This is a genomic window from Rhodanobacter sp. sgz306013 (assembly GCF_057031145.1).
Window position 1 is genome coordinate 47,302 of the sequence record NZ_JBXCIJ010000003.1, and the last position, 23,278, is coordinate 70,579.

The 23,278-nt window shown below is 68.4% G+C and carries 19 protein-coding genes and 2 pseudogenes; 15 read left to right on the top strand and 6 right to left on the bottom strand.

The window, feature by feature from the left end; all coding sequences use genetic code 11:
* Positions 1 to 140: 140 nt before the first annotated feature.
* Both AC2EWF_RS09690 and AC2EWF_RS09695 read left to right on the top strand, forming a co-directional pair.
* Positions 141 to 1,439, top strand: coding sequence for a M24 family metallopeptidase (locus tag AC2EWF_RS09690; protein WP_483639176.1), 1,299 nt, complete (start codon positions 141 to 143; stop codon positions 1,437 to 1,439).
* Positions 1,440 to 1,623: 184 nt separating this feature from the next.
* A complete protein-coding gene (locus AC2EWF_RS09695) occupies positions 1,624 to 3,420 on the top strand; it encodes a peptide-N4-asparagine amidase (RefSeq protein ID WP_483639177.1) in 1,797 nt (598 codons plus the stop codon).
* 38 nt (positions 3,421 to 3,458) lie between these two features.
* Here AC2EWF_RS09695 and AC2EWF_RS09700 read toward each other — a convergent pair whose 3' ends face one another.
* Positions 3,459 to 4,658 carry an amino acid deaminase gene (locus AC2EWF_RS09700; RefSeq protein WP_483639178.1) on the bottom strand — a complete coding sequence of 400 codons (1,200 nt, stop codon included), beginning with the start codon at positions 4,656 to 4,658 and terminating at the stop codon, positions 3,459 to 3,461.
* Positions 4,659 to 4,983: 325 nt separating this feature from the next.
* Between AC2EWF_RS09700 and AC2EWF_RS09705 the strand changes: the two are divergent.
* The 3 genes and pseudogenes from AC2EWF_RS09705 to AC2EWF_RS09715 form a co-directional block, all read left to right on the top strand.
* A pseudogene (locus tag AC2EWF_RS09705) lies at positions 4,984 to 5,433 on the top strand (autotransporter-associated beta strand repeat-containing protein); the annotation flags it as partial.
* Between the two features lie 89 nt (positions 5,434 to 5,522).
* Positions 5,523 to 5,582, top strand: a pseudogene (locus tag AC2EWF_RS09710) (hypothetical protein); the annotation flags it as partial.
* A gap of 12 nt (positions 5,583 to 5,594) precedes the next feature.
* Positions 5,595 to 9,764, top strand: coding sequence for an autotransporter outer membrane beta-barrel domain-containing protein (locus tag AC2EWF_RS09715; RefSeq protein WP_483639179.1), 4,170 nt, complete (start codon positions 5,595 to 5,597; stop codon positions 9,762 to 9,764).
* Between the two features lie 178 nt (positions 9,765 to 9,942).
* Here the strand turns inward: AC2EWF_RS09715 and trxC are convergent, their stop codons facing one another.
* A complete protein-coding gene (gene trxC, locus AC2EWF_RS09720; protein ID WP_483639180.1) occupies positions 9,943 to 10,380 on the bottom strand; it encodes a thioredoxin TrxC in 438 nt (145 codons plus the stop codon).
* 320 nt (positions 10,381 to 10,700) lie between these two features.
* On the opposite strand from trxC, the gene AC2EWF_RS09725 reads away from it, so the two are divergent.
* Positions 10,701 to 11,843 carry a M23 family metallopeptidase gene (locus tag AC2EWF_RS09725; RefSeq protein ID WP_483639181.1) on the top strand — a complete coding sequence of 381 codons (1,143 nt, stop codon included), beginning with the start codon at positions 10,701 to 10,703 and terminating at the stop codon, positions 11,841 to 11,843.
* A 22-nt stretch (positions 11,844 to 11,865) separates the two neighbouring features.
* Here the strand turns inward: AC2EWF_RS09725 and pyrC are convergent, their stop codons facing one another.
* On the bottom strand, positions 11,866 to 12,903 hold the full coding sequence (gene pyrC, locus AC2EWF_RS09730; protein ID WP_483639182.1) for a dihydroorotase: 1,038 nt from the start codon (positions 12,901 to 12,903) through the stop codon (positions 11,866 to 11,868).
* A 243-nt stretch (positions 12,904 to 13,146) separates the two neighbouring features.
* On the opposite strand from pyrC, the gene AC2EWF_RS09735 reads away from it, so the two are divergent.
* From AC2EWF_RS09735 to AC2EWF_RS09760, 6 genes are all read left to right on the top strand, one after another.
* Complete coding sequence (locus AC2EWF_RS09735; RefSeq protein ID WP_483639794.1) at positions 13,147 to 14,688, top strand: M28 family metallopeptidase; 1,542 nt, start codon at positions 13,147 to 13,149, stop codon at positions 14,686 to 14,688.
* A gap of 133 nt (positions 14,689 to 14,821) precedes the next feature.
* A complete protein-coding gene (locus AC2EWF_RS09740; protein WP_483639183.1) occupies positions 14,822 to 15,268 on the top strand; it encodes a helix-turn-helix transcriptional regulator in 447 nt (148 codons plus the stop codon).
* A gap of 44 nt (positions 15,269 to 15,312) precedes the next feature.
* A complete protein-coding gene (locus tag AC2EWF_RS09745) occupies positions 15,313 to 15,723 on the top strand; it encodes a VOC family protein (RefSeq protein WP_483639184.1) in 411 nt (136 codons plus the stop codon).
* 17 nt (positions 15,724 to 15,740) lie between these two features.
* Positions 15,741 to 16,154 (top strand): tRNA (N6-threonylcarbamoyladenosine(37)-N6)-methyltransferase TrmO, encoded by a 414-nt coding sequence (gene tsaA, locus AC2EWF_RS09750; protein WP_483639185.1) that lies wholly within the window; start codon positions 15,741 to 15,743, stop codon positions 16,152 to 16,154.
* A gap of 32 nt (positions 16,155 to 16,186) precedes the next feature.
* Positions 16,187 to 16,666 (top strand): iron chaperone, encoded by a 480-nt coding sequence (locus tag AC2EWF_RS09755; RefSeq protein ID WP_483639186.1) that lies wholly within the window; start codon positions 16,187 to 16,189, stop codon positions 16,664 to 16,666.
* 152 nt (positions 16,667 to 16,818) lie between these two features.
* Positions 16,819 to 18,480 carry a carboxylesterase/lipase family protein gene (locus tag AC2EWF_RS09760; protein WP_483639187.1) on the top strand — a complete coding sequence of 554 codons (1,662 nt, stop codon included), beginning with the start codon at positions 16,819 to 16,821 and terminating at the stop codon, positions 18,478 to 18,480.
* Between the two features lie 30 nt (positions 18,481 to 18,510).
* On the opposite strand, the gene AC2EWF_RS09765 is transcribed toward AC2EWF_RS09760, so the two are convergent.
* Both AC2EWF_RS09765 and AC2EWF_RS09770 read right to left on the bottom strand, forming a co-directional pair.
* Positions 18,511 to 18,870 (bottom strand): hypothetical protein, encoded by a 360-nt coding sequence (locus AC2EWF_RS09765; protein ID WP_483639188.1) that lies wholly within the window; start codon positions 18,868 to 18,870, stop codon positions 18,511 to 18,513.
* Complete coding sequence (locus tag AC2EWF_RS09770) at positions 18,867 to 19,388, bottom strand: bactofilin family protein (RefSeq protein ID WP_483639189.1); 522 nt, start codon at positions 19,386 to 19,388, stop codon at positions 18,867 to 18,869. The genes AC2EWF_RS09765 and AC2EWF_RS09770 overlap by 4 nt, the downstream gene beginning before the upstream one ends.
* 531 nt (positions 19,389 to 19,919) lie before the next feature.
* On the opposite strand from AC2EWF_RS09770, the gene AC2EWF_RS09775 reads away from it, so the two are divergent.
* Positions 19,920 to 20,744: a GGDEF domain-containing protein gene (locus AC2EWF_RS09775; protein WP_483639190.1), complete on the top strand. Its 825-nt coding sequence runs from the start codon at positions 19,920 to 19,922 to the stop codon at positions 20,742 to 20,744.
* Between the two features lie 6 nt (positions 20,745 to 20,750).
* Here AC2EWF_RS09775 and AC2EWF_RS09780 read toward each other — a convergent pair whose 3' ends face one another.
* Complete coding sequence (locus AC2EWF_RS09780) at positions 20,751 to 21,608, bottom strand: class I SAM-dependent methyltransferase (RefSeq protein ID WP_483639191.1); 858 nt, start codon at positions 21,606 to 21,608, stop codon at positions 20,751 to 20,753.
* Between the two features lie 162 nt (positions 21,609 to 21,770).
* On the opposite strand from AC2EWF_RS09780, the gene AC2EWF_RS09785 reads away from it, so the two are divergent.
* On the top strand, positions 21,771 to 22,703 hold the full coding sequence (locus tag AC2EWF_RS09785; protein WP_483639192.1) for an alpha/beta hydrolase: 933 nt from the start codon (positions 21,771 to 21,773) through the stop codon (positions 22,701 to 22,703).
* A 129-nt stretch (positions 22,704 to 22,832) separates the two neighbouring features.
* Positions 22,833 to 23,225 carry a hypothetical protein gene (locus AC2EWF_RS09790; RefSeq protein ID WP_483639193.1) on the top strand — a complete coding sequence of 131 codons (393 nt, stop codon included), beginning with the start codon at positions 22,833 to 22,835 and terminating at the stop codon, positions 23,223 to 23,225.
* The last annotated feature ends 53 nt before the right edge of the window (positions 23,226 to 23,278 follow it).

The window sequence follows — 23,278 nt, forward strand, 5'->3', positions numbered from 1 at the left end:
ACGCCCGGGATCCGCCTCCGGCTGCCGCCGCGGCATCGGGCGCCACTGGCGAATCGCGCGGGTGGCCATGCCTTTTGCCAGTGGCGGGTAGCCTGCGGCCGTGCCGCAATGGCGGCACGATTCCGCACGAGAGGGCACCCATGAACACGCGTCACGATGCGATGCACCCTGGCCGCCGCCGCTTCCTGCAGTCCACGGCCCTGGGCGCGGCGGCGCTCCCGGCGGTGCTGCTGGGTGGCCGGGCGACGGCCGCGGAAGTCGGTGGCGTCAAACTGCCGCCGGCCATCCTCGCCTTGCAGCCGGTGAAGTCGCGGATCGTGCCGATCACCGACGACGAGCGTCGCGCGCGTCTGGCCAGGGCGCAGGAGCTGATGGGCCGGCACGGCATGGACGCCATCTATCTCGACGGCGGCACCACGCTCGACTACTACACCGGCATGCACTGGTGGACCAGCGAGCGGCTGATGGGCATGTTGCTGCCGAAGTCGGGCGAGCCGGTCTACATCGTGCCCGCGTTCGAGCACAGCCGTGCGCTGGAGCAGATCCGCTTCGGCCACGACGTGCGGACCTGGCAGGAGAACCAGAGTCCCTACGCGCTGCTTGCGCAGGTGATGCGCGAGCAGCATGCGGGTGCCGGCGTGCTGGGCATCGAGGAGAAGGTGCCGTTCTTCCGCGCCACCGGGATCGCCGGCGCCATGCCGCAGGCCACGCTGGTGCCGGCGACGCCGGTCACCGCCGGCTGCCGCGCGATCAAGAGCCCGGCGGAACTCGCGCTGATGCAGGTGGCGAATGATGCCACGCTGGCCTTGTACAAGGCGATCTGGCAGGGCCTGGAGCCCGGCATGACCCAGCAGCACATCGCCGCGTGGGTAGATGCAGGCTATGCGCGCATGGGCCTGCGCGGCGAGGCCAGCATCAACGTCGGTACCTACACCGCGCTGCCGCACGGCTCGCGCGAGCCGCAGGTGATCCGCGAAGGCACGCCGGTGATGCTGGACGACGGCTGCTACGTGGAGGGCTACCAGAGCGACATCACCCGCACCTTCACGCTGGGCAAGGCCAGCGACAAGATGCGGCGGGTGTTCGACATCGTGCGCAGGGCGCAGCAGGCCGCGCTCGCGGCGGCGCGGCCGGGCGCCACGATGGAGTCGGTGGACGCCGCCGCGCGCAAGGTGATCGCCGATGCCGGCTACGGCCCGGGCTACAAGTATTTCTCGCACCGCGTCGGCCATGGCATCGGCATGGACATGCACGAGTGGTACTACCTCGTCGAGGGCAACACGCGGAAGATCGAGGCCGGCATGAGCTTCAGCGACGAGCCCGGCATCTACATCCCCGGCGAATTCGGCGTGCGGCTGGAAGACGACATGCACGTCGGTGCCGGCGGCGCGCGCTGGTTCACGCCGCAAAGCCCGTCCATCGAGCGGCCGTTCGGTTAGGGATCGGAGCGCCGATCGCCGCTGCCTCGCCGCGACGGTGCGCGCCCGTCGCCGGGTTTGCCCCGTTCAAACCGCCGGCCGTGCCACGATGCCCTCCGTGGCAGACCATCCATGAACGGGGGGTACGGCAGTGGCGAATGCGAAGAAGGGTGCCGGGTGGCGATGGCTGCCTGCGGGTGTTGCCTTGCTGGCGACGTGCGCGGCGTCGGCGGCTGGCGCGCAGGCCGCCGCGGGGCGGTTCGATATCGGTTCGCGCGTGGTGGCCACGGCCGAACCCACGGTGTCGCGACCCGCGGGCAAGCCCTGCGTGGTGACGCTGTTCTCCCATGAAGCCTTCGACGACCGTGGCGACGGCTCGTCGATGGCGGCGCGCCCGCACCGCTTCGAATTCGCACCGCCCAGGGGCTGCGCGGGCGGGTGGAGCAAGGTGGTGCTGGAGGCGGACTTCGGCGTCCCGGCCGGGCGCCAGTTCGACCGCACCGTGGCGCTGTGGCTCGGCGGCGTGAACCTGTATTTCGGCACCACCATCGAGCCCGAGCCGGACGTCGCCCAGCACTGGCGCGTGGAGCGCGACCTCAGCGACTACGCCGCGCTGTTCAAGCAGGCGCAGGCGGGGCAGATGATCCTCAACAATTGGGTGAGTCCCACCACCGACCAGCCGATCTTCGTCGACCTGCGCCTGGCGTTCTATCCCGCGGGCAAGGGACAGCCGTCCGCGTCGTCGGCCGACCGCGTCTATCCGCTGGGCAGCGACCCGCGCGGCGAGCAGGCGCCGCTGGAGAACGGCGGCGCCAGCCTGTCGCGCGAGATCGTCTTCCCCCGCAATGTCGAGCGCGCCTACCTCGACGTCATCGCGCAGAGCCAGGCCCACGACGAACGCTGGTACACCTGCGTCGACAAGGCCTACCTGGAAAAGACGCGCGACTACTCGCTGGAATCGTTCGAGGCTTGCGACGGCGGCAGCTTCCGCGGCGTGGAGGTGCTGGTGGACGGCAAGCCGGCCGGACTGGCGCCGGTCTACCCGTGGATTTTCACCGGCGGCGTGGCGCCGCACCTGTGGCTGCCGACGCCGGCGATCCAGACCACGAACTTCATCCCGGCGCGGGTGGACCTGACGCCCTTCGCCGGGCTGTTCGACGACGGCAAGCCGCATGCGGTGGCCGTGCGCGTGCCGGGCGCCGACCACTTCTTCAACGTCGCGGCCAACCTGCTGGTCTACCAGGATCCGCACGCCGGCCCATTGAGCGGCGCGCTGACGCAGGACACGCTGGCCGCACGGCAACCGGCAGGCCTCACCGTGCGCGACACGCTGCACGCCGATGCTGCCGGCCGCATCGTGGGCACCATCGACACCGACCAGACGCAGACCTACGTGATCGCCGGCCGCCTGCACACGCCGCGCGGCGATATCGACACCACCGTGCGCTACGCCGGCGGTTTCCACAACCACCAGACGTTCGCGCGGCCGGGCGCCAGGCGCTACGACGAGACCATCGACCAGCTGGGCTCGATGGCGCTGACGGTGCAGCGCACGCTGGACGGCCGCCCCCTGGACGGCTACACGGTGGAGCAGCGCGATCCGCTGTTCCTCTCCTCGCGCAAGGCCATGCTGACCACGGGGCAGGACTTCACCGCGGAGGTGGCGATGAAGCAGGGCCATCGCATCGAGACCCGGCGCACCGATGCGCAGGGCGCGACCTACCATGCGGTGCTGGACGAGAACCTGGCCGCCCGCGACCATGCCGACGGCAAGACCATTCCCGATCCGCTCGACAGGACGACCTTCCCGCACGACGAGGCCGGCAGCGAGCAGGTGAGCTTCACCGACTCGCTGGGCAGCTGCTACCGCGCCGCCATCCAATCGCGCGACGAACGCCTGACGGCGGCGGGCGAGGGGAGCGGATGCCCCGGCAACGCGAACCGCCTGGACAGCCGATCGCGTCCCGACCATCCCTGGCTGGCGCCTCTGGGCGGCCCGTAACGATCCCGGTTCGCGAGGGAGCCGCTGGCAGCGGGGCGCTAGAAGAAGGTCGGCATCGCTTCCAGCACGCGCAGCTCGTCGTCGACACGCAGGACTTGCCGCCACTTGTCGAACGTCAGGCACGGATGGGAGGCGCCGAACGAGACGATGTCGCCGATGCGGAGGTCGGCGTCGTCCGGGATCGCGAGCATGGTGTGCTGGTCCATCACCTTGCGGGTCGCGCAACGCCGCAGCGGATGCGCCGGCTCGCCGGGGCGATGCCGTTGCAGCGGGATCGGCAGGTCGGGATCGCAGGAGATGTCGCGCTTGCCCATCGCGACGACCGCCAGGCCGGGCTCGGGCAGCGATTGCACGTGCGCGAACACGGCCAGCGCGGGCTGCAGTTCGCCCTCCAGCTGCGGATGGCGCGCCTTCACTTCGGCCATTGCGTCGCGGTACGAGCGGTGGTCGTGCACGACATAGCAACCCGGCCGCAGGATGGCCGTGCAGTGCTGGCGCAGGTCCCCCTGGTCGAACGCCTCGGCGATCAGGTCGAACCACTGCGAACCGGCTGCCGTGACGATCGGCCTGCGATCGGCAAACGCGCCGGCCTCCATCAGGCCGCGCAGGGTGGCGACCAGCCGCAGGGCGTAGCCGCGGACATCGTCGGCTGCCCGGTCGCCGCCGATCAGCCCCTCGTAGCCTTCGATGCCGCAGAGCACCAGCGCCGGTGCGGCGGCGATGGCGTCGACCAGCGCCGCGAGCGCGGCTTGGTCGCGCACGCCGCAGCGGCCGCCGGGCACGCCCAGTTCGACCAGCACGTGCAGTGTCAGGCCGCGGGCCCCGAAGTACCGGTCCAGCGCTGCGGCGTTGGCCACGCTGTCGACCACGCAGCAGTAGTCCGCGCCGCGCTCGATCAGGCCGGCGACGATCGCCATGTTGGGTACGCCGACGAGCTGGTTCGCCATCAGCAGGCGCGTGACGCCGTGTTCGAAGGCCGCAGCGCACTGCACCGCCGTGGCCAGCGTGATGCCCCAGGCGCCGGCGTCGAGCTGGCGCCGGAACAGCGCGGGCGCCATCGTGGTCTTGCCGTGCGGCGCGAGCCGCGCGCCGTGGCCGTCGGCGTAGCGCTGCATCCAGGCGATGTTGCTGGCGAGCGGCGAGTCGAAGATCGCCGCGGCCGGCAGGCTCACATCGTCGAGCAGCGACGGGCCGGTGACGGGTGCGCCTTTTTCAAGTTGATGTGCCTGGAAAGTCATGGGTGGCGACCTGGTCGGGAGCTGGTAGTCGGTGTTGTTGCGACCGGGGTATTTGCTGCTTGATTTGTGCTGGCGGAGTTGGCGTTTACGGCCACTGCATCGCCCACCATCACCCATCATCAGCGACGCGCACGGGACCGAACGGGCAGATTACTCATGTCCTGGTGCGGCGGCATCTGCTCCTTCCAGTTGGTGCACTGCGGCAACGATCGTTGCGACGGCCCCATGCCCTGAGGCCCAGGACTTTTCATCGGTTTTCGTGTAGTACATCACGGATGCAAGTCGATGCGTCGGCTATGTGCCAGGGGAAAAGGGGAGGGGATTCATGTCCGACAGGAAGCATGGACTGCGGCCGTGTGCCGTGGCGTTTGCAGTGGCATTCGCGCTGGGGTTGTCGGGTTGTGGAGGCGGAGGTGGGGGAGGGGCAAACGTCAGGCCCACGCCGTCGCCGCCGCCACAGATTGGGGGCAGCGACTTTGCCGGAGGCACTGTCAATGTCGATGCCGGCAATACCACCGTCTGGCCCGCCGATATAGGCGGCTCGATTGACCTGGTTAAAGGCGGGGCTGGCACGCTGGTGCTGACGGGTACCGACAGCTACACCGGTGGCACCACGATAAGTGCCGGCACCTTGCAACTAGGCAACGGCGGCACGACAGGCTGGATCGTCGACGACGTGACGGACAACGGCTCCCTGGTATTCGACCGCAGCGACAACGTGACCTTCGCGGGCGTCGTCAGTGGCAACGGTTCGCTGACGCAGGCGGGTACGGGCACTTTGACCTTGACGGGAAACAACACTTACACGGGCGGGACCGCGATCAACGCCGGTACCTTGCAGCTTGGCAGTGGTGGCACGACAGGCTGGATCGTCGACGACGTGACGGACANGGAAACAACACTTACACGGGCGGGACCGCGATCAACGCCGGTACCTTGCAGCTTGGCAGTGGTGGCACGACAGGCTGGATCGTCGACGACGTGACGGACAACGGCTCCCTGGTATTCGACCGCAGCGACAACGCGACCTTTGCGGGCGTCGTCAGTGGCAACGGTTCGCTGACGCAGGCGGGTACGGGCACTTTGACCTTGACGGGAAACAACACTTACACGGGCGGGACCGCGATCAACGCCGGTACCTTGCAGCTTGGCAGTGGTGGCACGACAGGCTGGATCGTCGACGACGTGACGGACAACGGCTCCCTGGTATTCGACCGCAGCAACAACGTGACCTTCGCGGGCGTCGTCAGTGGCAACGGTTCGCTGACGCAGGCGGGTACGGGCACGTTGACCTTGACGGGAAACAACACTTACACGGGCGGGACCGCGATCAACGCCGGTACCTTGCAGCTTGGCAACGGTGGCACGGCGGGCTGGATCGTCGGCGGCGTGACGGACAACGGCTCCCTGGTATTCGACCGCAGCGACGATGTGACCTTCCCGGGCGTCGTCAATGGCAGCGGCTCGCTGGCGCAAGCCGGTACGGGCACACTGACCCTGACGGGAAACAGCACGTACACGGGTGGCACCACGATCAGCGCCGGTACCTTGCAGCTTGGCAGTGGTGGCACGACAGCCTGGATCGTCGGCGACGTGACGGACAACGGTTCCCTGGTATTCGACCGCAGCGACGACGTGACCTTCCCGGGCGTCGTCAATGGCAGCGGCTCGCTGGCGCAAGCCGGTACGGGCAAACTGACCCTGACGGGAAACAGCACGTACACGGGTGGCACCACGATCAGCGCCGGTACCTTGCAGCTTGGCAGTGGTGGCACGACAGGCTGGATAGTCGGCGACGTGACGGACAACGGGTCCCTGGCATTCGACCGCAGCGACGACGTGACCTTCCCGGGCGTCGTCAATGGCAGCGGCTCGCTGGCGCAAGCCGGTGCGGACACACTGACCCTGACGGGAAACAGCACCTATACAGGTAACACCACGATCAGCTCCGGTACCTTGCAGCTCGGCAACGGTGGTACGACAGGCTGGATCATCAGCAACGTCGTCGACAATGGTGCCTTGGTGTTTGATCGCAGCGACAATGTGACCTTTCCAGGTATCGTTAGTGGAAGCGGTTCGCTGAAGCAGGTTGGTACGGGCACGTTGATTCTGACAGGCGTCAATACGAACACCAATGTCAACTTGGTTAGTAGCGGCACGATGGAAATTGCGGCAGGAGCCGCCCTGGGCACAGGTGATGTCGACGTAGACAATACGGCTAGACAAAACGCCACTTTGAAAGTTGATCCTGGTGCGTCCATCAGTAATAGCGTTTCTCTTAGAAATGCAGCGACGCTGGATAACAGCGGAGCAATCTCTGGATCGTTGGGTTATGTGGTGGAAGGGGCTCACGTCGCTGACGCCAATGCCGCGGCGACTGTATTCAATCATGCCGGAGGCGTCCTCCAAGGTTCGGGTAATCAAACCGTGGGCCTGCTGATGATGTGCAATGCCTCAATCACCAACCAAGGAGATATTGAAGGTAATGGTGATGCGATCATCCTGGGTGGCGGCGGGTCGGTTGATAATGATGGCGGAACGATTAACACAGTTTCGACCTTTTACAATTATACGATCTCAACTACTCTTGGAACTACGGTCACAAATAGAGCCGGTGGCAAGATCATCAGCAGTGGTAGCGGAGCGGTTGACACGCTACACATGAATGGTGGCGGCAAGGTTTACAACGATGGATCGGGCAGTGTCATTAGCGCCGACCTTACTGCCGTATATATGGAGACAGCTCCGGGCCTTGTAAAAAACAGCAATGGTGCTTCGATCGTCGGTCAGCTCGGTGGTGTATATCTACAGTACAGTGGCGAAGTCGAGAATGACGGCAGTGGCAGCGTCATCAGTGCCACAGGCTCGTCCTCGGCAACCGTGTACATCGGTGGCGGTGGCAGTAGCATCATCAAGAATACCAATGGTGCGACCATTTACGACGGAGGTGCGGATGGACGGGCTGTTATGGCGCCGGCCAATGTCTTCAATGACGGCAGCGCCATCAACGCTACAGGTGTGGGCTCGCTCGGCATTGATCTGATAGGGTCGGGTCTCGAGGTTGTCAATTCCGGCGGTGCAAGTATTACCGGACAAAGGGTGGGTATCTTCCTTTATTACGGCGGCACGGTAATTAATGGTGGCGGGTCCATCATCCAAGCGACGGGATCGGGCGCAGGGGGTTGTTACCAGACGGGTTCCTGCGCCATTTTTGAGGCTGCGCCAAGCGATGATCCGGTTTCTGGTAGTGACTTTGGTGGACCCCTGATACTCCGCAATGCTGGGAGCATTGTCGGTAACGTGCAGATGGATACGGCGGCTGCCAATACCGTAGAGTTGACCGCGGGGGGTTCCATTCAGGGTGATCTGTCGATTGGCGCCAATACGCAGTCGATGCTGACGCTGGACGGTGACAACTCGACACCGCAGTTGTATTCACGTGCTGTTACAGGTGCTACGACCTTCGCCGGAAACCTCGTCAAGAGCGGGAGTGGCACCTGGGTCATCGATAACGGCAATCTCCAGAATGTAGTCGATACATCCGTCAATGCCGGGACGTTGCAGGCAACTCAAATGCTCTCGGGCGAAGTAAACGTGGGCGCTTCAGGTAATCTCGATGCAGTGCCGGGGGTGGTCGGTGATCTGTCCAATGCCGGGAGAGTCGCCGTTCACGGCGGAGACTCCGCTGTCGGCAGAAACTACACCCAAGCCTCCACGGGCACATTGGCCGTCAGCCTGGGCAGCAAGCTCGCCGTGACCGGCACGGCCACGCTCGGTGGCGGTACGCTGGAAGTGACTGGCGCTGACAGCGGGTACGTGGCCAATACCCACACCAATGTCCTTACTGCGACAGGAGGCCTCACCGGCACCTTCGCCCAGCTGGTCAAGGACTCCGGCGTCGTGTTCACTGCGACCACTATTCAGTACGACGCCAATAGCGCCTGGTTGGATACCACCGGCCTCAATGTGACCACTGCAGCCGCGGGCGCCGGCGTGAGCTATACCCCGGCTTCCATGAGCGGTGCGCTGCGTGTGGAGGCGGCCTTCGAGCAACTCGATAGCAAGATCGCGACCAACAATCTTTCGAGCGTGTCGAGTGTGTTCCTGCAGGCCGCAGGCCAGTTCCAGCAGGCGCCAACCCTGCAGTTCGCGCAGGCTTCGCTGCAAAGCCTGTCCGGTGAGTTGCATGCAGCCAGCGCGGCGATGACCTTCGAGGCCATCGATGCGTCCAGCAGCGCGTTGTCTGACCGCTTCGACAGCCTCCTGGACAAGCGCACCAGCTTCGGTGTGTGGACACAGAGCCTCAACGTCGGGGGTGACATGGCGCGCACCGGCTATGACGGTGTGGGTTTCCAGTTGAACGGCTGGCTAGTGGGCAACGACCGCCAGATTGGCCACTCCGGGGTGGCGGGGTTTGCGTTCGGCCAGAGCCAGGGTCTGCAGCAATTAGATCAGGGCTACGGCCGTGACAATAGCCGCAGTACTGAAAGCATGGTCTACGCGGGTTGGCTCGATGGCAATTGGTACACGCAGGGACGCGTAGGTTTTGGCCATTTCCAACAGGACGTCAACCGGCAGCTCCTGCTGGGCTACAGCACGCAGGGCGTTTCGACCCAATACAGCGGCAACTACAGCGTAGCCTACGGTGAAAGCGGCTTTTATCTGAATTCTGCTGGTACCCGCATCACACCTTTCGTCGATGTGGAGTATGCAAGAGTCGATCGTGGTGGTTTCGCCGAGCAGGGCGCCGGTGGCTTCGGCCTGCGCAGCGGTGCCCAGGCACTGGATCGCTGGCAGTCAGGCCTCGGTGTGCGCGCGGACCGTCGTTGGGACCTTGGCGACGGCCGTGCCGTGAGCCTCAACGCACATGCGCAATGGCAGCGCACCTTGGCTTCGCATGGTGACGTATTCGACGCCAGCTTCGTTGGCCTGCAGCAGTGGCAGCCGCTGGCTGGTATCGGGTTGTCGCGCTACAGCGGTACGTTTGGTTTCGGGTTGGACACGACCTTGTCGGCACGTACGGCGCTGAATTTCGGCTACGACTACGAAATGGGCCAGCGCGTCAGTGCGCAGATGTTGTCGGCACGCCTCAATGTGGCGTTCTGATGCCATCGACCATAGTCACGGGCAAACCGGAGGAGGGCGGTGGCAGCCTCCGGTGCAATGGATGTCAGAAACCGCCCGGTGTGACAAATGCACGGGAACATGAATGAAGCGGGTGGCCTGTGGCCGGCCGTGATGCCTGCGCTCATCACGACATGCACTCATGGCTTGCTGCAGCCCGTCATCCGCCCTGTGCCCGCACCCATTGCACGATGCCGGCGGCCTGCATCGCGCCGGCTTGCCGCGCCACTTCGCGGCCGCCCTTGAACAGGGCGAGGGTGGGAATGCTGCGGATCGCGTAGCGGGTGCCCAGCGCCTGCTCGGCGTCGGTGTCGACCTTGAGCAGGCGCACGCGCGGTTCGAGCTGCGCGGCAGCCTGCGCATAGTGCGGCGCCATCATCTGGCAGGGGCCGCACCAGGTCGCCCAGAAATCCACCAGCACGGGGATGTCGTTGCGCGCGAGGTGTTTCTGGAAGGCGGCCTCGTCGACGGCCAGCGGATGGCCGGTGAACAGCGGCCGGTGGCACTGGCCGCAGGCGGGCGCCGCGCCGAGGCGCTCGGCCGTCAGGCGGTTCACGGCCTGGCAGTGCGGGCAGACAAGATGCAGCGGGTCGCTCATGGCGTGAGCCTCCGGGGTTCGACGTTGTCCGGGATATGGGGCCGGCGAGGTCACGGTCAACATGGCGGCGCGGCACCGGCCGGCCCGGGCAAGGCCCTGCGGCGCGCCGGCCGTGCTTTCGGCGGGCGTCGGGCCCGCCGGGCAGTGTCCGGCTCCGGTATCCCGTAGCAGCCTCGCCGATGCGACACCTCCGGGGCTTGGGGCACGTGCCCGTCCCGCCGAGGCGGCCGCTCGTCCCCCGATACGCGATGGTGGCCACGTGGCGCTGTGCAATGGCCTTTGACGGGGGTACCGTGCCAGTTTTGCGGCGGGAGCGACGCATGAAGATACCGGCCGGTGTGTTTTTCGCCTGTCTGCTGGCCGCCGCCGGCGTCGCGCGGGTGGCTCTGGCGGAGTCGGGCCGGCAGTCCTTTGACCTGCGGGTCCTCGAGGCGCCGCAGGCGGTGCGGACCGATGCCGGCTTGCAGGTGTTCCAGGAACTGCACCTGACCAATTTCACCGATGCACCGCTCGCCGTGGCGCGCGTCGAAGTGGTGGATGCGGCGGATGGCCAGGTGCTGGCGGCGTTCGCCGGCGAGAGCCTGCAGCTGCGCTTTGCGCTGGTCGGTGCGCCGGTCGCTGCGCGCGACACCGTCGTGCCGCCCGGCCGCCGTGGCGTGGTCTACATCGAGTGGTCCGCGCACGGCCGTCGTCCGCCAGCAATCGAGCACCTGGTGACGTACGCCGCGCGGGGCGACCCCGGGCAGGGCTCCGTACGCGGCGCCCGCGCGACGGTGGCGTATGCGACGGGCGTCCCGCTCGGCCCGCCGTTGCGGGGCGGTCCCTGGATCGCCGTGCACGCAGCCGCGTGGCGCAACGGCCATCGCCGCGTGTTCAACACGGTCGACGGCATGGCGCGCATCCCGGGGCGCTTCGCGGTCGACTTCATCCGGGTCGATGCGTCCGGGCGCATGACGCACGGGGATCCGGACCTGCCGCGCGACTGGCTTGGCTACGGTGCCGCGGTGCTGGCCGTGGCCGACGCCCGCGTGGCTGCCGTGCGTGATTCGATGGCCGAGTCCGCCAGCGTGTCCGGCAATCCGAGACATGCCTTGGCCGAGGACGCGGGCAACTACGTGGTGATACGCCTGGCCGACGGTCGCTATGCGTTCTACGAGCACCTGCGGCCCGGCAGCGTCGCGGTCAGGGTCGGCCAGCGCGTGCATCGGGGCGAGGTGCTGGGGCAGCTGGGCTTCACCGGTGCATCGGTCGGCCCGCACCTGCATTTCCACGTGTCCGACGGTTCTTCCACGATAGCCGCGGAGGGGCGGGCGTTCATGTTCGACGCGTTCGACCTGCTGGGTGCCTACGAGGATCCCGGGATGTTCGGCAAGGCCGCCTGGACGCCGCGAAGCGAGGCGGAGGCCCGGCGACGGCAGGGAGAGTGGCCCGCGGAGAACGCCGTCGTCCGCTTCGCGGATTGAGCAGTGCCCTGGAACGGTTCGCCTAGGTGACCGACCAGGCCACTTCCTGGCCCGCCCGGAACGGCACGCAGACGCTATCGCCGAAGGGAAGGGCGTCGGGCACGGTCCAGGGCCTGCGCTCCAGCACGATCCGGTCGCGGTTGCGCGGCAGGCCGTAGAAGTCCGCGCCGTGGAAGCTGGCGAAGGCTTCGAGCCTGTCCAGCTTGCCGGCTTGTTCGAAGGCCTCGGCGTACAGCTCGATCGCCGCATGCGCGGTGTAGATGCCGGCGCAGCCGCAGGCGGCTTCCTTGGCGTGCTGCGCATGCGGCGCGCTGTCGGTGCCCAGGAAGAAGTGCGGATCGCCGCTGGTGGCCGCTTCCAGCAGGGCCTGGCGGTGCGCCTCGCGCTTCAGTACCGGCAGGCAGTAGTGGTGCGGGCGGATGCCGCCCTCGAAGATCGCATTGCGGTTGAGCAGCAGGTGGTGCGCGGTGATGGTGGCGCCCACGTGTGCCGGTGCCGCGCGGATGAACTCCGCCGCGGCGCGCGTGGTGATGTGCTCCAGCACCATGCGCAGCTGCGGGAATCGCGCGCGCAGCGGGATCAGGTGACGCTCGATGAACGCATGCTCGCGATCGAAGATGTCCACGCCCGGGTCGGTGACCTCGCCGTGCATCAGCAGCGGCAGGCCGTGCGCCTCCATCGCCTCCAGCACGGGGTACACGTGCGCCAGGTCGCGCACGCCGGCCTGCGAGTTGGTGGTGGCGCCGGCGGGGTAGTACTTCACCGCGTGCACGAAGCCGCTGGCCTTGGCGCGCGCGATCTCGTCCGGCGTGGTGGCCTCGGTGAGGTACAGCGTCATCAGCGGCTGGAAGCCGGTGCCCGCCGGCAGGCCGGCGAGGATGCGCTGGCGATAGGCCTCGGCCTGGGCCACGGTGGCGACGGGCGGCTTCAGGTTCGGCATCACGATCGCGCGGGCGAACTGCCGCGCCGTGTCGGCCACTACCGAGCCCAGCGCGGCGCCGTCCCGCAGGTGCAGGTGCCAATCGTCGGGGCGGGTGATTTCGAGGCGTGCGGACGACATGGTGGTGCGGCTCCGGGAGCGGATCGGGGCGGCGGGCGCGGGATGCGGCCGCCACCGGGATGGGGCCGTCATGGTATCGGATCGATGAGGCGCCCCGGCGCCTCGCTCGGCGCGCGGTCCATGACCATTGACCCATGAAGGCGATCGGGCGGGGCGCTAGATTCGAAAGTTCTTGCGCACAGCCATTCGGGGAAAATCGTGATCAAGCGTTGTGTTTGGGTGTTGTGCCTGGGCTTCAGCAGCATGGCCCTGGCCCGGGAGCCGGTGGATCTGGACATGGTCAGCCGCATCCGCCAGGAGGCTTTCCACCACTCGCAGGTGATGGACATCCTCGGCCATCTCACCGAGGACATCGGCCCGCGCCTGACCAACTCGCCGCAGATGGCCCGGGCCAACGCCTGGACCCGGGAGAAGTTCAGGGGCTGGGGGCTGGCCAACGTGCACGACGAGGCCTTCGACGACTTCGGCCGCGGCTGGGAATTCAGCGAGGCGCGCGTGGACATGCTCGCGCCCCGCGTCGCGCCGCTGTATGCGCTGCCCAAGGCGTGGACGCCCGGCACCAACGGCCCCGTCGAGGGCGAGGTGATACGTGTCAGCATCAAGGCCCGCAAGGACCTGGAGCCATACAAGGGCAAGCTCAAGGGCAAGATCCTGCTGCTGGACGACGCGCGCGCGTACAAGCCCGGCACCGAGGCCGACTGGCAGCGCTATGACGCGGCCGGGCTCGCCGAACTGCAGCGCTTCGCCCTGCCCAAGGACGCGAAGCGCGACCGCGCCACCCTGCTCAAGCGCTACGCCGAGCGGCAGGAACTGGCCCGCGCGGTCAACGAACTCTTCGTCGCCGAGGGCGCGCTCGCCACGATCGGCATCAGCGGCTGGGACAACGGTGTCATCCGCGTGGGCGGTGGCGGGTCGCGCCGGGCCGGCGAATCCGCGGGCGTGCCCGAGCTGGCGATGATCGCCGAGCACTACAACCCGCTGGTGCGCGCGCTGGAGCGCAAGGAGACGGTCAAGCTGCGCGTGGACGTCAAGGCGCGCTTCACCGACGAGGCCAACCAGCCCGGCTACAACACCCTCGCCGAGATTCCCGGCAGTGGCAAGGCGAACGAAGTCGTGATGCTGGGTGCGCACATGGATTCCTGGCACACCGGCACCGGCGCCTCGGACAACGGCGCGGGCGTGGCGGTGATGATGGAGGCCATGCGCATCCTCAAGGCGGTGGGCGCGAAGCCGAGGCGCACCATCCGGGTGGCGCTGTGGAGCGGCGAGGAGCAGGGCCTGATCGGCTCGCGCGCCTACGTGGCGAAGCACCTCGCGGCATACCCGGACCCCGTCGATCCCGCGCAGAAGGCGCTGCCCGCCTTCCTGCGCGAACCTGCCGGCGCGCTGCAGAAAAAGCCGGAGTACGAGCGCTTCGCTGCCTACTTCAACATGGACAACGGCTCGGGCCGCCTCCGCGGGATCTACGCCCAGGAGAACACCGCGGCGATGCCGATCTTCAGGGACTGGCTGGAACCGTTCCATGACCTCGGCGCCACCACCGTGACCAGCCGCAACACCGGCAGCACCGACCATGTGTCCTTCGATGCCGTGGGGTTGCCGGGCTTCCAGTTCATCCAGGACCGGCTGGACTACTCCGCCCAGGTCCACCACAGCAACCTGGACACCTATGACCACGCTTCGCCGGAAGACCTGCAGCAGGCCGCCGCCATCGTCGCGTCCTTCGTCTACAACGCCGCGATGCGCGAGGAAAAGCTGCCGCGCAAGCCGCTGGCGAACGACTGATGCGGTGTCCCTCCGCGGAGAGGCAACGGGGGAGTGGGTTCGGGCGAAGCGCGAGGCTGCGACCAGCCTTGCGCCGTCAAGGCGTGAGCCGTGTTGCTTGAGGCCCGCCCCACGGCGTGGGACGATCCCGCCGATGAGCGACAAGCCTGCCCCGGCAACCCACCTGCGCGACCTTGCCCGGCTGCGCCGCGTGCGCGACCGCATCGACCGTGAATACGCGCAGCCGCTGAACGTCGGGGATCTGGCGCACATGATCGGCATGTCGGCGGGACACCTCAGCCGCCAGTTCAAGCTCGCCTTCGGCGAATCGCCTTACAGCTACCTGATGACGCGGCGCATCGAGCGGGCGATGGCGCTGCTGCGCCGTGGCGACCTCGACGTCACCGAAGTCTGCCACGCGGTGGGCTGTGCCTCGCTGGGCACCTTCAGCACCCGCTTCACCGAGCTGGTCGGCATGCCGCCCGGCGTGTACCGGCGCGAGGCGTCGCACGCCATCGCGGGGATGCCGTCCTGCGTGGCGCGGCAGGTGACGCGACCGGTCAGGAAGCAATCGATCAGGAATGGAGAAGCGCCGGCCTGAGCATCGCGGGCATGATGGCCTTACTCCCACCGAGCAGGATCGTCATGGACATCAGCATTCATGCCAGCTTCCTCCCGCACAGCGACCCCGACGCCTCGCTGGCGTTCTACCGCGACACCCTGGGCTTCGAGCTGCGCAACGACGTTGGCTACAACGGCATGCGCTGGATCACCGTCGGGCCTGCCGACCAGCCGGCCGTCGCCATCGTGCTCTATCCGCCGGTCGCCAGTCCCGGCGTCACCGACGAGGAGAAGCGCACCATCGCCGAGATGATGGCCAAGGGCACTTACGCGACCATGCTGCTGGCCACCAGGGATCTCGATGCCGCTTTCGAGAAGATCCAGGCCAGCGGCGCCGAGATCGTCGAGGAGCCGACCATGCAGCCCTACGGCGTGCGCGATTGCGCCATCCGCGACCCGGCCGGCAACCTGCTGCGCGTGCAGGAACGGTGCTGAGCCGCGGGCAGAGAGTGATGAGCGAGCCCATCGTCCTACAGGTGGTCGGCCGGATCCGCTCCGATCTCGACACGGCGGATGCCGCTCCGCGCCAGGGCGACGAGGGCGCGCCGGATGCGTGGCTGATACTGGACGCGGAATATGCGGGTGCGTTGGCCGGCGTCGCCGCTGGAGACAGCCTGGTGGTGTTGACCTGGCTGCACCAGGCGCGGCGTGACGTGCTCGAGGTCCAGCCCCGGGGCGACCCGGGGGCGGCATGGACCGGCGTGTTCAAGACGCGTTCGCCCCACCGGCCCAACCCGATCGGCATCCATCCGGTGCGTGTCCACGCCGTGGAGGGCAGGCGGTTGCGGATAGGCCCGATCGAAGCGATCGACGGCACGCCCGTGGTGGACATCAAGGTGGCGCTTGGCCCTGCGGGCGAGCGATGAGCCGACATACCAGGCATCAAGTGAGGAATTCCATGGAACAGACTTCGAAGAAAAGCGTGCGCAAGGCCGCCGGTCGTGCCGCCGGCAACGCATCCGCGGGGTTCAGCGCGGAGGAAAAGGCCGCGATGAAAGCCTATGCCAGGGAGCTGAAGGCGCAGGCGCGCGCGGACAGGACCCGGGAAGACGGCGAGCGCGAGGTGCTGGCGGCGATCGCCGCGATGCCGGAGGCGGATCGTGCCCTGGCCGGGCGCGTGCACGCCCTCGTCAAGGCCCACGCCCCGGCGCTGGTGCCGAAGACCTGGTACGGCATGCCGGCGTATGCGCTGGACGACAAGGTCGTCTGTTTCTTCAAGGACGCGCAGAAGTTCAAGGATCGCTACGCCACGCTCGGCTTCAATGACAAGGCCAGGCTCGACGACGGCGCCATGTGGCCCACCGCGTTCGCGCTGACGACCATTGACGCCACGGTAGAGAAGCGCATCGCCGCACTGCTGAAGAAAGCGGTGGGCTGATTCGCGGTTGCGCCCCCGGGGTGCGCCCCGGGGCCAGCGGCGTTGCGTTCCAGTCGGCGTGAATGCGCTCGGGCGCATGACGGTGCCATCCGGGCGCCGCGGGCGATCCGCTTCTATGATGGTGCCTTGTTCTCCAGGCAAGGCGTCGAGTCATGCGTGCAACCATCCCGTGTTCGTGCCACGTCCTGCTGGGCCTGCTGCTCGCGCTTCCTGCGTCCTGGGCCGCAGCTGCCGACGCGGCGCCGACGGTGCGGATCGCCGACGGCACGCTCTCCGGCATCCATCTCGAATCGCAGGCTGCGATGGCGCTGATGACGGCTGCAAACAGCGGCAAGAGCGCGGACTGGGGCGCCATCGACACGGCCGGGCTGTACGAGTTCAGGGGCATCCCGTACGCCGCGCCGCCGGTCGGCGCGCTGCGCTGGAAGCCGCCGCAGCCGGTGGCCGCATGGCAGGGCGTACGCGCGGCCGACCGTTTCGGCCCGCGCTGCATGCAGCGGCCGCTGTACGGCGACATGGTGTTCCGCTCCAACGGCATGAGCGAGGACTGCCTCTATCTCAATGTGTGGACGCGCTCGCCCGACAGGCACGCCAGGTTGCCGGTGCTGGTGTATTTCTACGGCGGCAGCATGCTGGCTGGCGACGGCTCGGAGCCGCGCTACGACGGCGCCAGCCTGGCGATGCGCAACATCGTGGTGGTGACGGTGAACTACCGTCTCGACGTGTTCGGCCTGCTGGCCTTGCCGGCGCTGGCCGCCGAGTCGCCACGGCACGCTGCCGGCAATTACAGCCTGCTCGACATGACGGCCGCGCTGCGCTGGGTGCACGCCAACATCGCCGCATTCGGCGGCGATCCGGCGCAGGTCACCATCGGCGGCGAGTCGGCGGGCTCGATGGCGGTATCGGCGCTGATGGCCTCGCCGCTGTCGAAGGGGCTGATGCAGCGCGCGATCGGAGAGAGCGGCGGCCTGCTGGGCAATCTCAAACCGGAGCCGTTCGCGCGGGCCGAGCAACGTGGAGAGGACTTCATGCGCAAAGTCGGGGCCCGTTCGCTGGCCGACCTGCGCGCGATGCCGGCGGCCGACCTGCTGAAGGCGCTGGGCACCTCGGACAGCGACAGCTTCAACCCCACCATCGACGGCTATTTCCTGCCACGTTCGCCCGGCGCCATCTACGCTGCCGGCGAGCAGGCGCACATCCCCCTGCTGGTGGGCTCGAACTCGCAGGAGGGTTACTGGAAGAACCTGCTCGACGACAAGGCGCCCACGCCGGCGAATTACCGCGCCGCCGTGCGGAAGCAGTTCGGCGCGAGTGCCGACGAGGCATTGAAGCTCTATCCAGGGCACGACGAAGCGGAGGTTAAGGCCTCCGGCACGGCGCTGTCGGGCGACCAGTTCATCGCCTTCGCGACCTGGCGCTGGATGGACTGGCAGCGCAAGACTGGCGACGCGCCCGTCTATTACTACTATTTCGAGCAGCCGCGCCCGGCGAAGCGCGATGGCAGTGCGGGCCCGGGCACCGGCGCCGTGCACAGCGGCGAGATCGAATACGCGCTGGGCAATCTCGACGGCAACAAGGTCTATGCGTGGACCGCCACCGACCGGCGCGTCTCGAAGGTGATGGAGGATTACTGGGCCAACTTCGTCAAGACCGGCAATCCGAATGGTCCAGGCCTGCCGACGTGGCCAGGCGCGGTGCCGCGGGATGGCGGCCTGCTGCGCCAGGTGATCGGCGAGGATACGCACAGCGTTGTCGACCGCAACGCGGGGCGCTATGAGTTCCTGCAGCGCTTCGAACCCGACGCGCACCTGTGAGGGGTGCGCGAACCGGCGGCCCCCGCGATTTCAGTAGGGCCGCGTGCGCTTGCTGCCCGCGCCGGCGGCCTGCATCTCGACGCTCAAGCTGAAGCTGCGCCGCTCGCCCGGCTGCAGGGCGCCGACGCCCACCAGCTTGCGCGCGATCTCCTCGCCGCGTTCGTTGTGGATGGTCAGCACCATCGAGTATTCCCACGCTCCGCTGTCGGGATTGCGGAAGCTGCCCTCCACGCGCAGCGGCACGGAGGCGGCCGTGCCTTCGTCAGTCGACTCGCTGAAGCGCAGCTTGTGGCGGCAGGCAGGGCACACGCCCGCACTCTCGAGGATGGTCTCCCGGCAGTGCGGGCAGGTGCGCGTCGCCCCGGCCGTGCCCGGGCGTGCGGCGTTCACGAAGTCGCGCCGCCGTGCCCGCTGCCGGCGCCCTTGTCGTCCCAGCCGAACTCGGCCTGGCCGCGCATGCGCGAGCCGGCCGCCACGCTGAGCGAACCGGCCTTCAGGTCGCCGGTCAGCGCGCCGCTCTGCAGCAGTTCCACGTGCACCGCAGACTCGATGTTGCCCACCAGCTCGCCCGCGATGGTGACCTTTTCGGCGCGCACGCTGCCGGTCACCTTGGCGCCGGGCTCGATGGTGAGGTCGCCACGCACGCTGACATCGCCCTTGAAGCTGCCGGCGATGCGCACGTGTCCCGCGCCTTCGATCTTGCCCTCGATGGCGATGTCGGGCGCGATCAGCGATTCGGCCTTGGGCTTGCCTGTCACGGCCGCGAGGGCGGGGCGCGCTGCCGGTGGTGCCGGCTGCACCGGTGCCGCCGTTTCCGGCTTGTCCTCCGGAATGTCGAGACGTGTCTGCGCCGTAGCCTCGGGGGCCGCGGTGGTGGGGGACTTCACGGGTTCTTTCCACAGGGCCATGGCGGGGGCTCCGGTTTGCTCGGGGGGAAATCGAGCGTACGCCCGAACGGTGGTGATGGAAACCGACTCGGACAGCCCGCGTTCACGCCATGGAGCCCGCATGGGGCGCCCAGGCCGATGCCGATGCGCGCCGCCGGCAGTTGAAGCCGCAGGTGTTCAAGCAAGGTAGAGTGCGCCATCTGACAGGGGGTGGTCGTGGGGACTTTCCGGGCTGGCTGCGTGCTGGCGATGGTGGTGCTGGCGTGCTGGGCGGCTGAGCCGGTTCGGGCGCAGCCGCTTCCGGCGGCGGGCGGCCTGCAGTTCCGCCCGCCGCCGCCCGGCGCGCACCCGCCGCCGCAAGGTCCGCCGCCGCCGCGCGGCGCGCCGGGATGGATGCCGCCGCCTCCGCCGCCAAGGGGGTGGGCAGAGCCGCCAGGTGCGGCGCCGGGCGTGCTTCCGGTCCCCGCAAAAGTCGCTCCTGCGCCCACGGATTCGAATGCCGACGCAGCGCCGGAAAGCACCGCGCCACCGGCACTGCCCGCAGTGGCGCCGGTGGCCGCGCCTACGGCGCAGGCTGCACCGACGGTCACCGTGCCGTCGAGCGCACCGGTGCGGGCGCGGGCCACGACCGATGCCGTCGCCGAACCGCCGCAGCGACGGCGCTCGCAGGTCTGGTTGCTGTTGCCGGTGCTGGGCATCGTGCTGCTGGCCTGGTGGGCGTCGCTGCGCCGCGCACGGCTGCTGGGGCAACAGGCCGAGCAACTGGCGCGCCAGCAGCGTTTCCTGAAATCCGCGCACAGCCATCTGCAGCGCAAGTCGGAACAGCTGCAGTACCTGTCCATGCACGACCCGCTCACCGGCACGCTCAACCGGCACGCTTTCGCCGCGGAGCTGCGCGTGCGCATCGATCACCTGGCGAAGTACAACCAGCCGCTGTGCCTGATCATGTTCGACCTCGACCACTTCAAGCACATCAACGATCGCCACGGTCACCAGGCGGGTGACGCGGCGCTGGCGCTGGTGGTGGGGGTGGTGCGCGAACACCTGGTCAGCGACGACCTGTTCGGCCGTTTCGGCGGCGACGAATTCATGATCGCCTGCAGCGGCCAGGACGCTGCGCAGGCGGTGGCTCTGGCCGACGCCCTGCGCACCGCGGTGGCGGCCCGCGCGCCGCAGGCGGAGCCGCCGATTCCCGATCTCACGCTCAGCCTTGGCGTGGCGCAGGCTGATCCGCAGCGCGGCTACGATGCAGACGCGCTGTTCGCGCGCAGCGACGCGGCGCTGTACGCGGCCAAGCGGCGCGGCCGCAACCAGGTGGTCGCCGAAGACCGCGACGAAGCATTGCCGATGCCGGATGCCGTGCGCCGGCATCTGTAGCGTCGATCAGCGCCGGGTCGCCAATACCCCGTCCAGCGCGGGCTGCGCCTCGAAGCCGGCTTCCTGCAGCCGCCGCGCCACTTCGCGCGGCAGGTCGCGGCCGCTGGTCAGCTTGTTCGGGCTGCCGGTGTAGTGGAACAGGCGTCCGCCGCGGCGCAGCACGCGGGCGAGCTGGCGGTAGAACGCCAGCGAATACAGCTCCCCGGCGATGCCGAAGCGCGGCGGATCGTGCAACAGCGCATCCACCGAGGCGTCGGCGAGTTGCGCGATGGCCTGCGACACGTCGGCATGGAAGAGCTGCAGCCGGCCGCCATGGTCCGGCGCATCCGGGCCAGACGCATCAGGGTCCGGCGACCACGGGTTCAGCGTGCGCAGCCACAGCACGTCGGGATTTTTCTCGAAGGACTGGATGCGCGCCGCGCCCGCGTCCAGGCAGCAGGCGGCGAAGTAGCCGAGGCCGCCGCAGGTATCAAGCACCACCTTGTCGCGCGGCTCGACCAGCGCCACCTTGCGGCGCGCGTCGTCCAGCGGCGAGGCCTGCGCGGTGGGCAGCATCTTGATGCCGTCGATCTCGAAGGTGGGCACGCCCCATTCGGTGGGCACCAGCTTGATCAGCGCGCCGGAGTAGCGCGCGGCCGGCGCGAACCCGTCGCCGTCCCAGTAGTGGACGCTGCGCTCCTTCAGCGCGGGCGGGTACGGGTAGCGTTCGCCGCGCCACAGCCAGCCCTGCGCCTGCAGCGCGGCCATGCCGGTCGAGCGGCCGAGGTCCAGCGAACCTTCCCAGGCGGCCGCGCCCGCGTCGCGCGCGGCGAGCAACGCCGCGGCAGTCGGGCGGGTGAGCAGGGGGCCGGCGTAGTGCGACACGGGAGCGATCCTGTGCGGACGGTCGCGCATCGTAACCCACGCGCGCATCGCAGCGGATTCGGCCGGCCGGCGTCAACCGGTGCCGGCGCGTGCCGTTTCTCCGCCGGTTGGCGTCGTGCGGCATGCGGGCCGCGGCGCCGCCCCTGTCTGCAGGAGGTCGTGATGAGACATCGCGCATGGCGGTTTGCGGCGTGGCTGGCAATGATGGGCCCGGTCCTGCTGGCATTCGTCGCGTATGCGCAGCCGGCATGGCGGCGCGACGCGGCGCAACGTGCGGCGATGCAGCCGGCGACGACCTTGCCGTCAGGCGTGCGGATACTGCACGACATCGCCTATGGCGGCGATCCGCGGCAGCGTTTCGACGTCTATCTGCCGGCCGGGAGGGTCCACGACGCGCCGGTGATCTTCCTCGTGCATGGCGGCGCCTGGTCCTTCGGCGACAAGGCCGCGGCCGGCGTGGTTGGAAGCAAGGTCGCGCGCTGGGTGCCGCGCGGCTTCATCCTGGTGTCCACGAACTATCGGATGTTGCCGCGGACTGCACCGCTGGAGCAGGCGGCCGACGTGGCGCGGGCGCTCGCCAGGGCACAACAGCTGGCGTCCTCGTGGGGCGGCGACCCGGCCGGGTTCGTCGTGATGGGGCATTCCGCCGGCGCGCACCTGGTGGCGCTGCTGAGCGCCGAGCCGTCGCTGGCCCGCCGGCAGGGCGCGCGGCCCTGGCTGGGCACGATCGCACTGGACAGCGCCTGCCTCGACGTGGTGCGGACGATGCAGGAGCGGCATCTGCCGCTCTACGATCGCGCCTTCGGCCGCCGTCCCGCGGACTGGCTGGCGGCGTCGCCGTACCAGCAGCTGCATGATCGCATCGCGTCGTTTCTGGCCGTGTGCTCCACCCGTCGCCGCGATTCGTGCCCGGCCGCGCAAGCCTTCGTGGCGAAGGCGCAGTCGTTGGGCGTGCATGCGGCGCTCCTGCCGGAGGACCTCAGCCACTTGCAGATCAACCGCGAGCTGGGCGCAGCCCCCGGCTATACGCAGCAGGTGGAGCGCTACATGGCCCAGCTCAGTCCGGCGGTGCAGCGGCTGCTGCCGGCTTCCTGAAAGCCTGTTCTATGTCTCTGGCATGCCGTCCGCCACCTCTTTGCCCTTTCCTCACGCAGGCGAAGGCATAGTCGGGCGACTGCGGCCAACGCCGCGCCGTTCGGGAGTCGTGTCGTGACGAAATCTTGCATGCGTGGATTGCCCGTCCTGTGGCTGGCGCTTGCCTTGCCGGCCGCCGCGTCGGCGGCGGATGCGAACGGCGCGGCGTCGAAACAGATCTCCACCGCCGGCGCGCATGCCGGCATGGCGCTGGGCGCCATGGATCTCGCCACGGCGCATGCGCACCTGCACCACCTGGTGAATTGCCTGGTCGGGCCGTCCGGCAAGGGCTTCGACGTCAAGGCGGGGGACCCCTGCAAGGGCATGGGCCAGGGCGCGATCGCCGACGCCAAGGGCGATGCCGCCGTCGAGGCCCGCCTGCATGCCGCGCTGGGCCAGGCCGAGCATGGGTTGAAGGCGACCACGCTGGATGCCGCGCATGCCGACGCGAAGAAGGCGATGGAGAGCTTGCAGGCGAAATGACGCGCGCGCGTCAGCGGAGGTTGCGGCGCGGCTTGTTACGGTGGCACGGGATG

What these genes read in the sequence shown, in the direction of transcription:
- AC2EWF_RS09755 (WP_483639186.1), top strand. Translation starts at nt 16,187, where the DNA reads ATGGAACAGACTTCGAAGAAAAGCGTGCGCAAGGCCGCCGGTCGTGCC.
- AC2EWF_RS09735 (WP_483639794.1), top strand. Translation starts at nt 13,147, where the DNA reads ATGGCCCTGGCCCGGGAGCCGGTGGATCTGGACATGGTCAGCCGCATC.
- AC2EWF_RS09700 (WP_483639178.1), bottom strand. Translation starts at nt 4,658, where the DNA reads ATGACTTTCCAGGCACATCAACTTGAAAAAGGCGCACCCGTCACCGGC.
- AC2EWF_RS09745 (WP_483639184.1), top strand. Translation starts at nt 15,313, where the DNA reads ATGGACATCAGCATTCATGCCAGCTTCCTCCCGCACAGCGACCCCGAC.
- AC2EWF_RS09770 (WP_483639189.1), bottom strand. Translation starts at nt 19,388, where the DNA reads ATGGCCCTGTGGAAAGAACCCGTGAAGTCCCCCACCACCGCGGCCCCC.
- AC2EWF_RS09740 (WP_483639183.1), top strand. Translation starts at nt 14,822, where the DNA reads ATGAGCGACAAGCCTGCCCCGGCAACCCACCTGCGCGACCTTGCCCGG.
- pyrC (WP_483639182.1), bottom strand. Translation starts at nt 12,903, where the DNA reads ATGTCGTCCGCACGCCTCGAAATCACCCGCCCCGACGATTGGCACCTG.
- AC2EWF_RS09785 (WP_483639192.1), top strand. Translation starts at nt 21,771, where the DNA reads ATGAGACATCGCGCATGGCGGTTTGCGGCGTGGCTGGCAATGATGGGC.
- AC2EWF_RS09690 (WP_483639176.1), top strand. Translation starts at nt 141, where the DNA reads ATGAACACGCGTCACGATGCGATGCACCCTGGCCGCCGCCGCTTCCTG.
- trxC (WP_483639180.1), bottom strand. Translation starts at nt 10,380, where the DNA reads ATGAGCGACCCGCTGCATCTTGTCTGCCCGCACTGCCAGGCCGTGAAC.
- AC2EWF_RS09790 (WP_483639193.1), top strand. Translation starts at nt 22,833, where the DNA reads ATGCGTGGATTGCCCGTCCTGTGGCTGGCGCTTGCCTTGCCGGCCGCC.
- tsaA (WP_483639185.1), top strand. Translation starts at nt 15,741, where the DNA reads ATGAGCGAGCCCATCGTCCTACAGGTGGTCGGCCGGATCCGCTCCGAT.
- AC2EWF_RS09725 (WP_483639181.1), top strand. Translation starts at nt 10,701, where the DNA reads ATGAAGATACCGGCCGGTGTGTTTTTCGCCTGTCTGCTGGCCGCCGCC.
- AC2EWF_RS09760 (WP_483639187.1), top strand. Translation starts at nt 16,819, where the DNA reads ATGCGTGCAACCATCCCGTGTTCGTGCCACGTCCTGCTGGGCCTGCTG.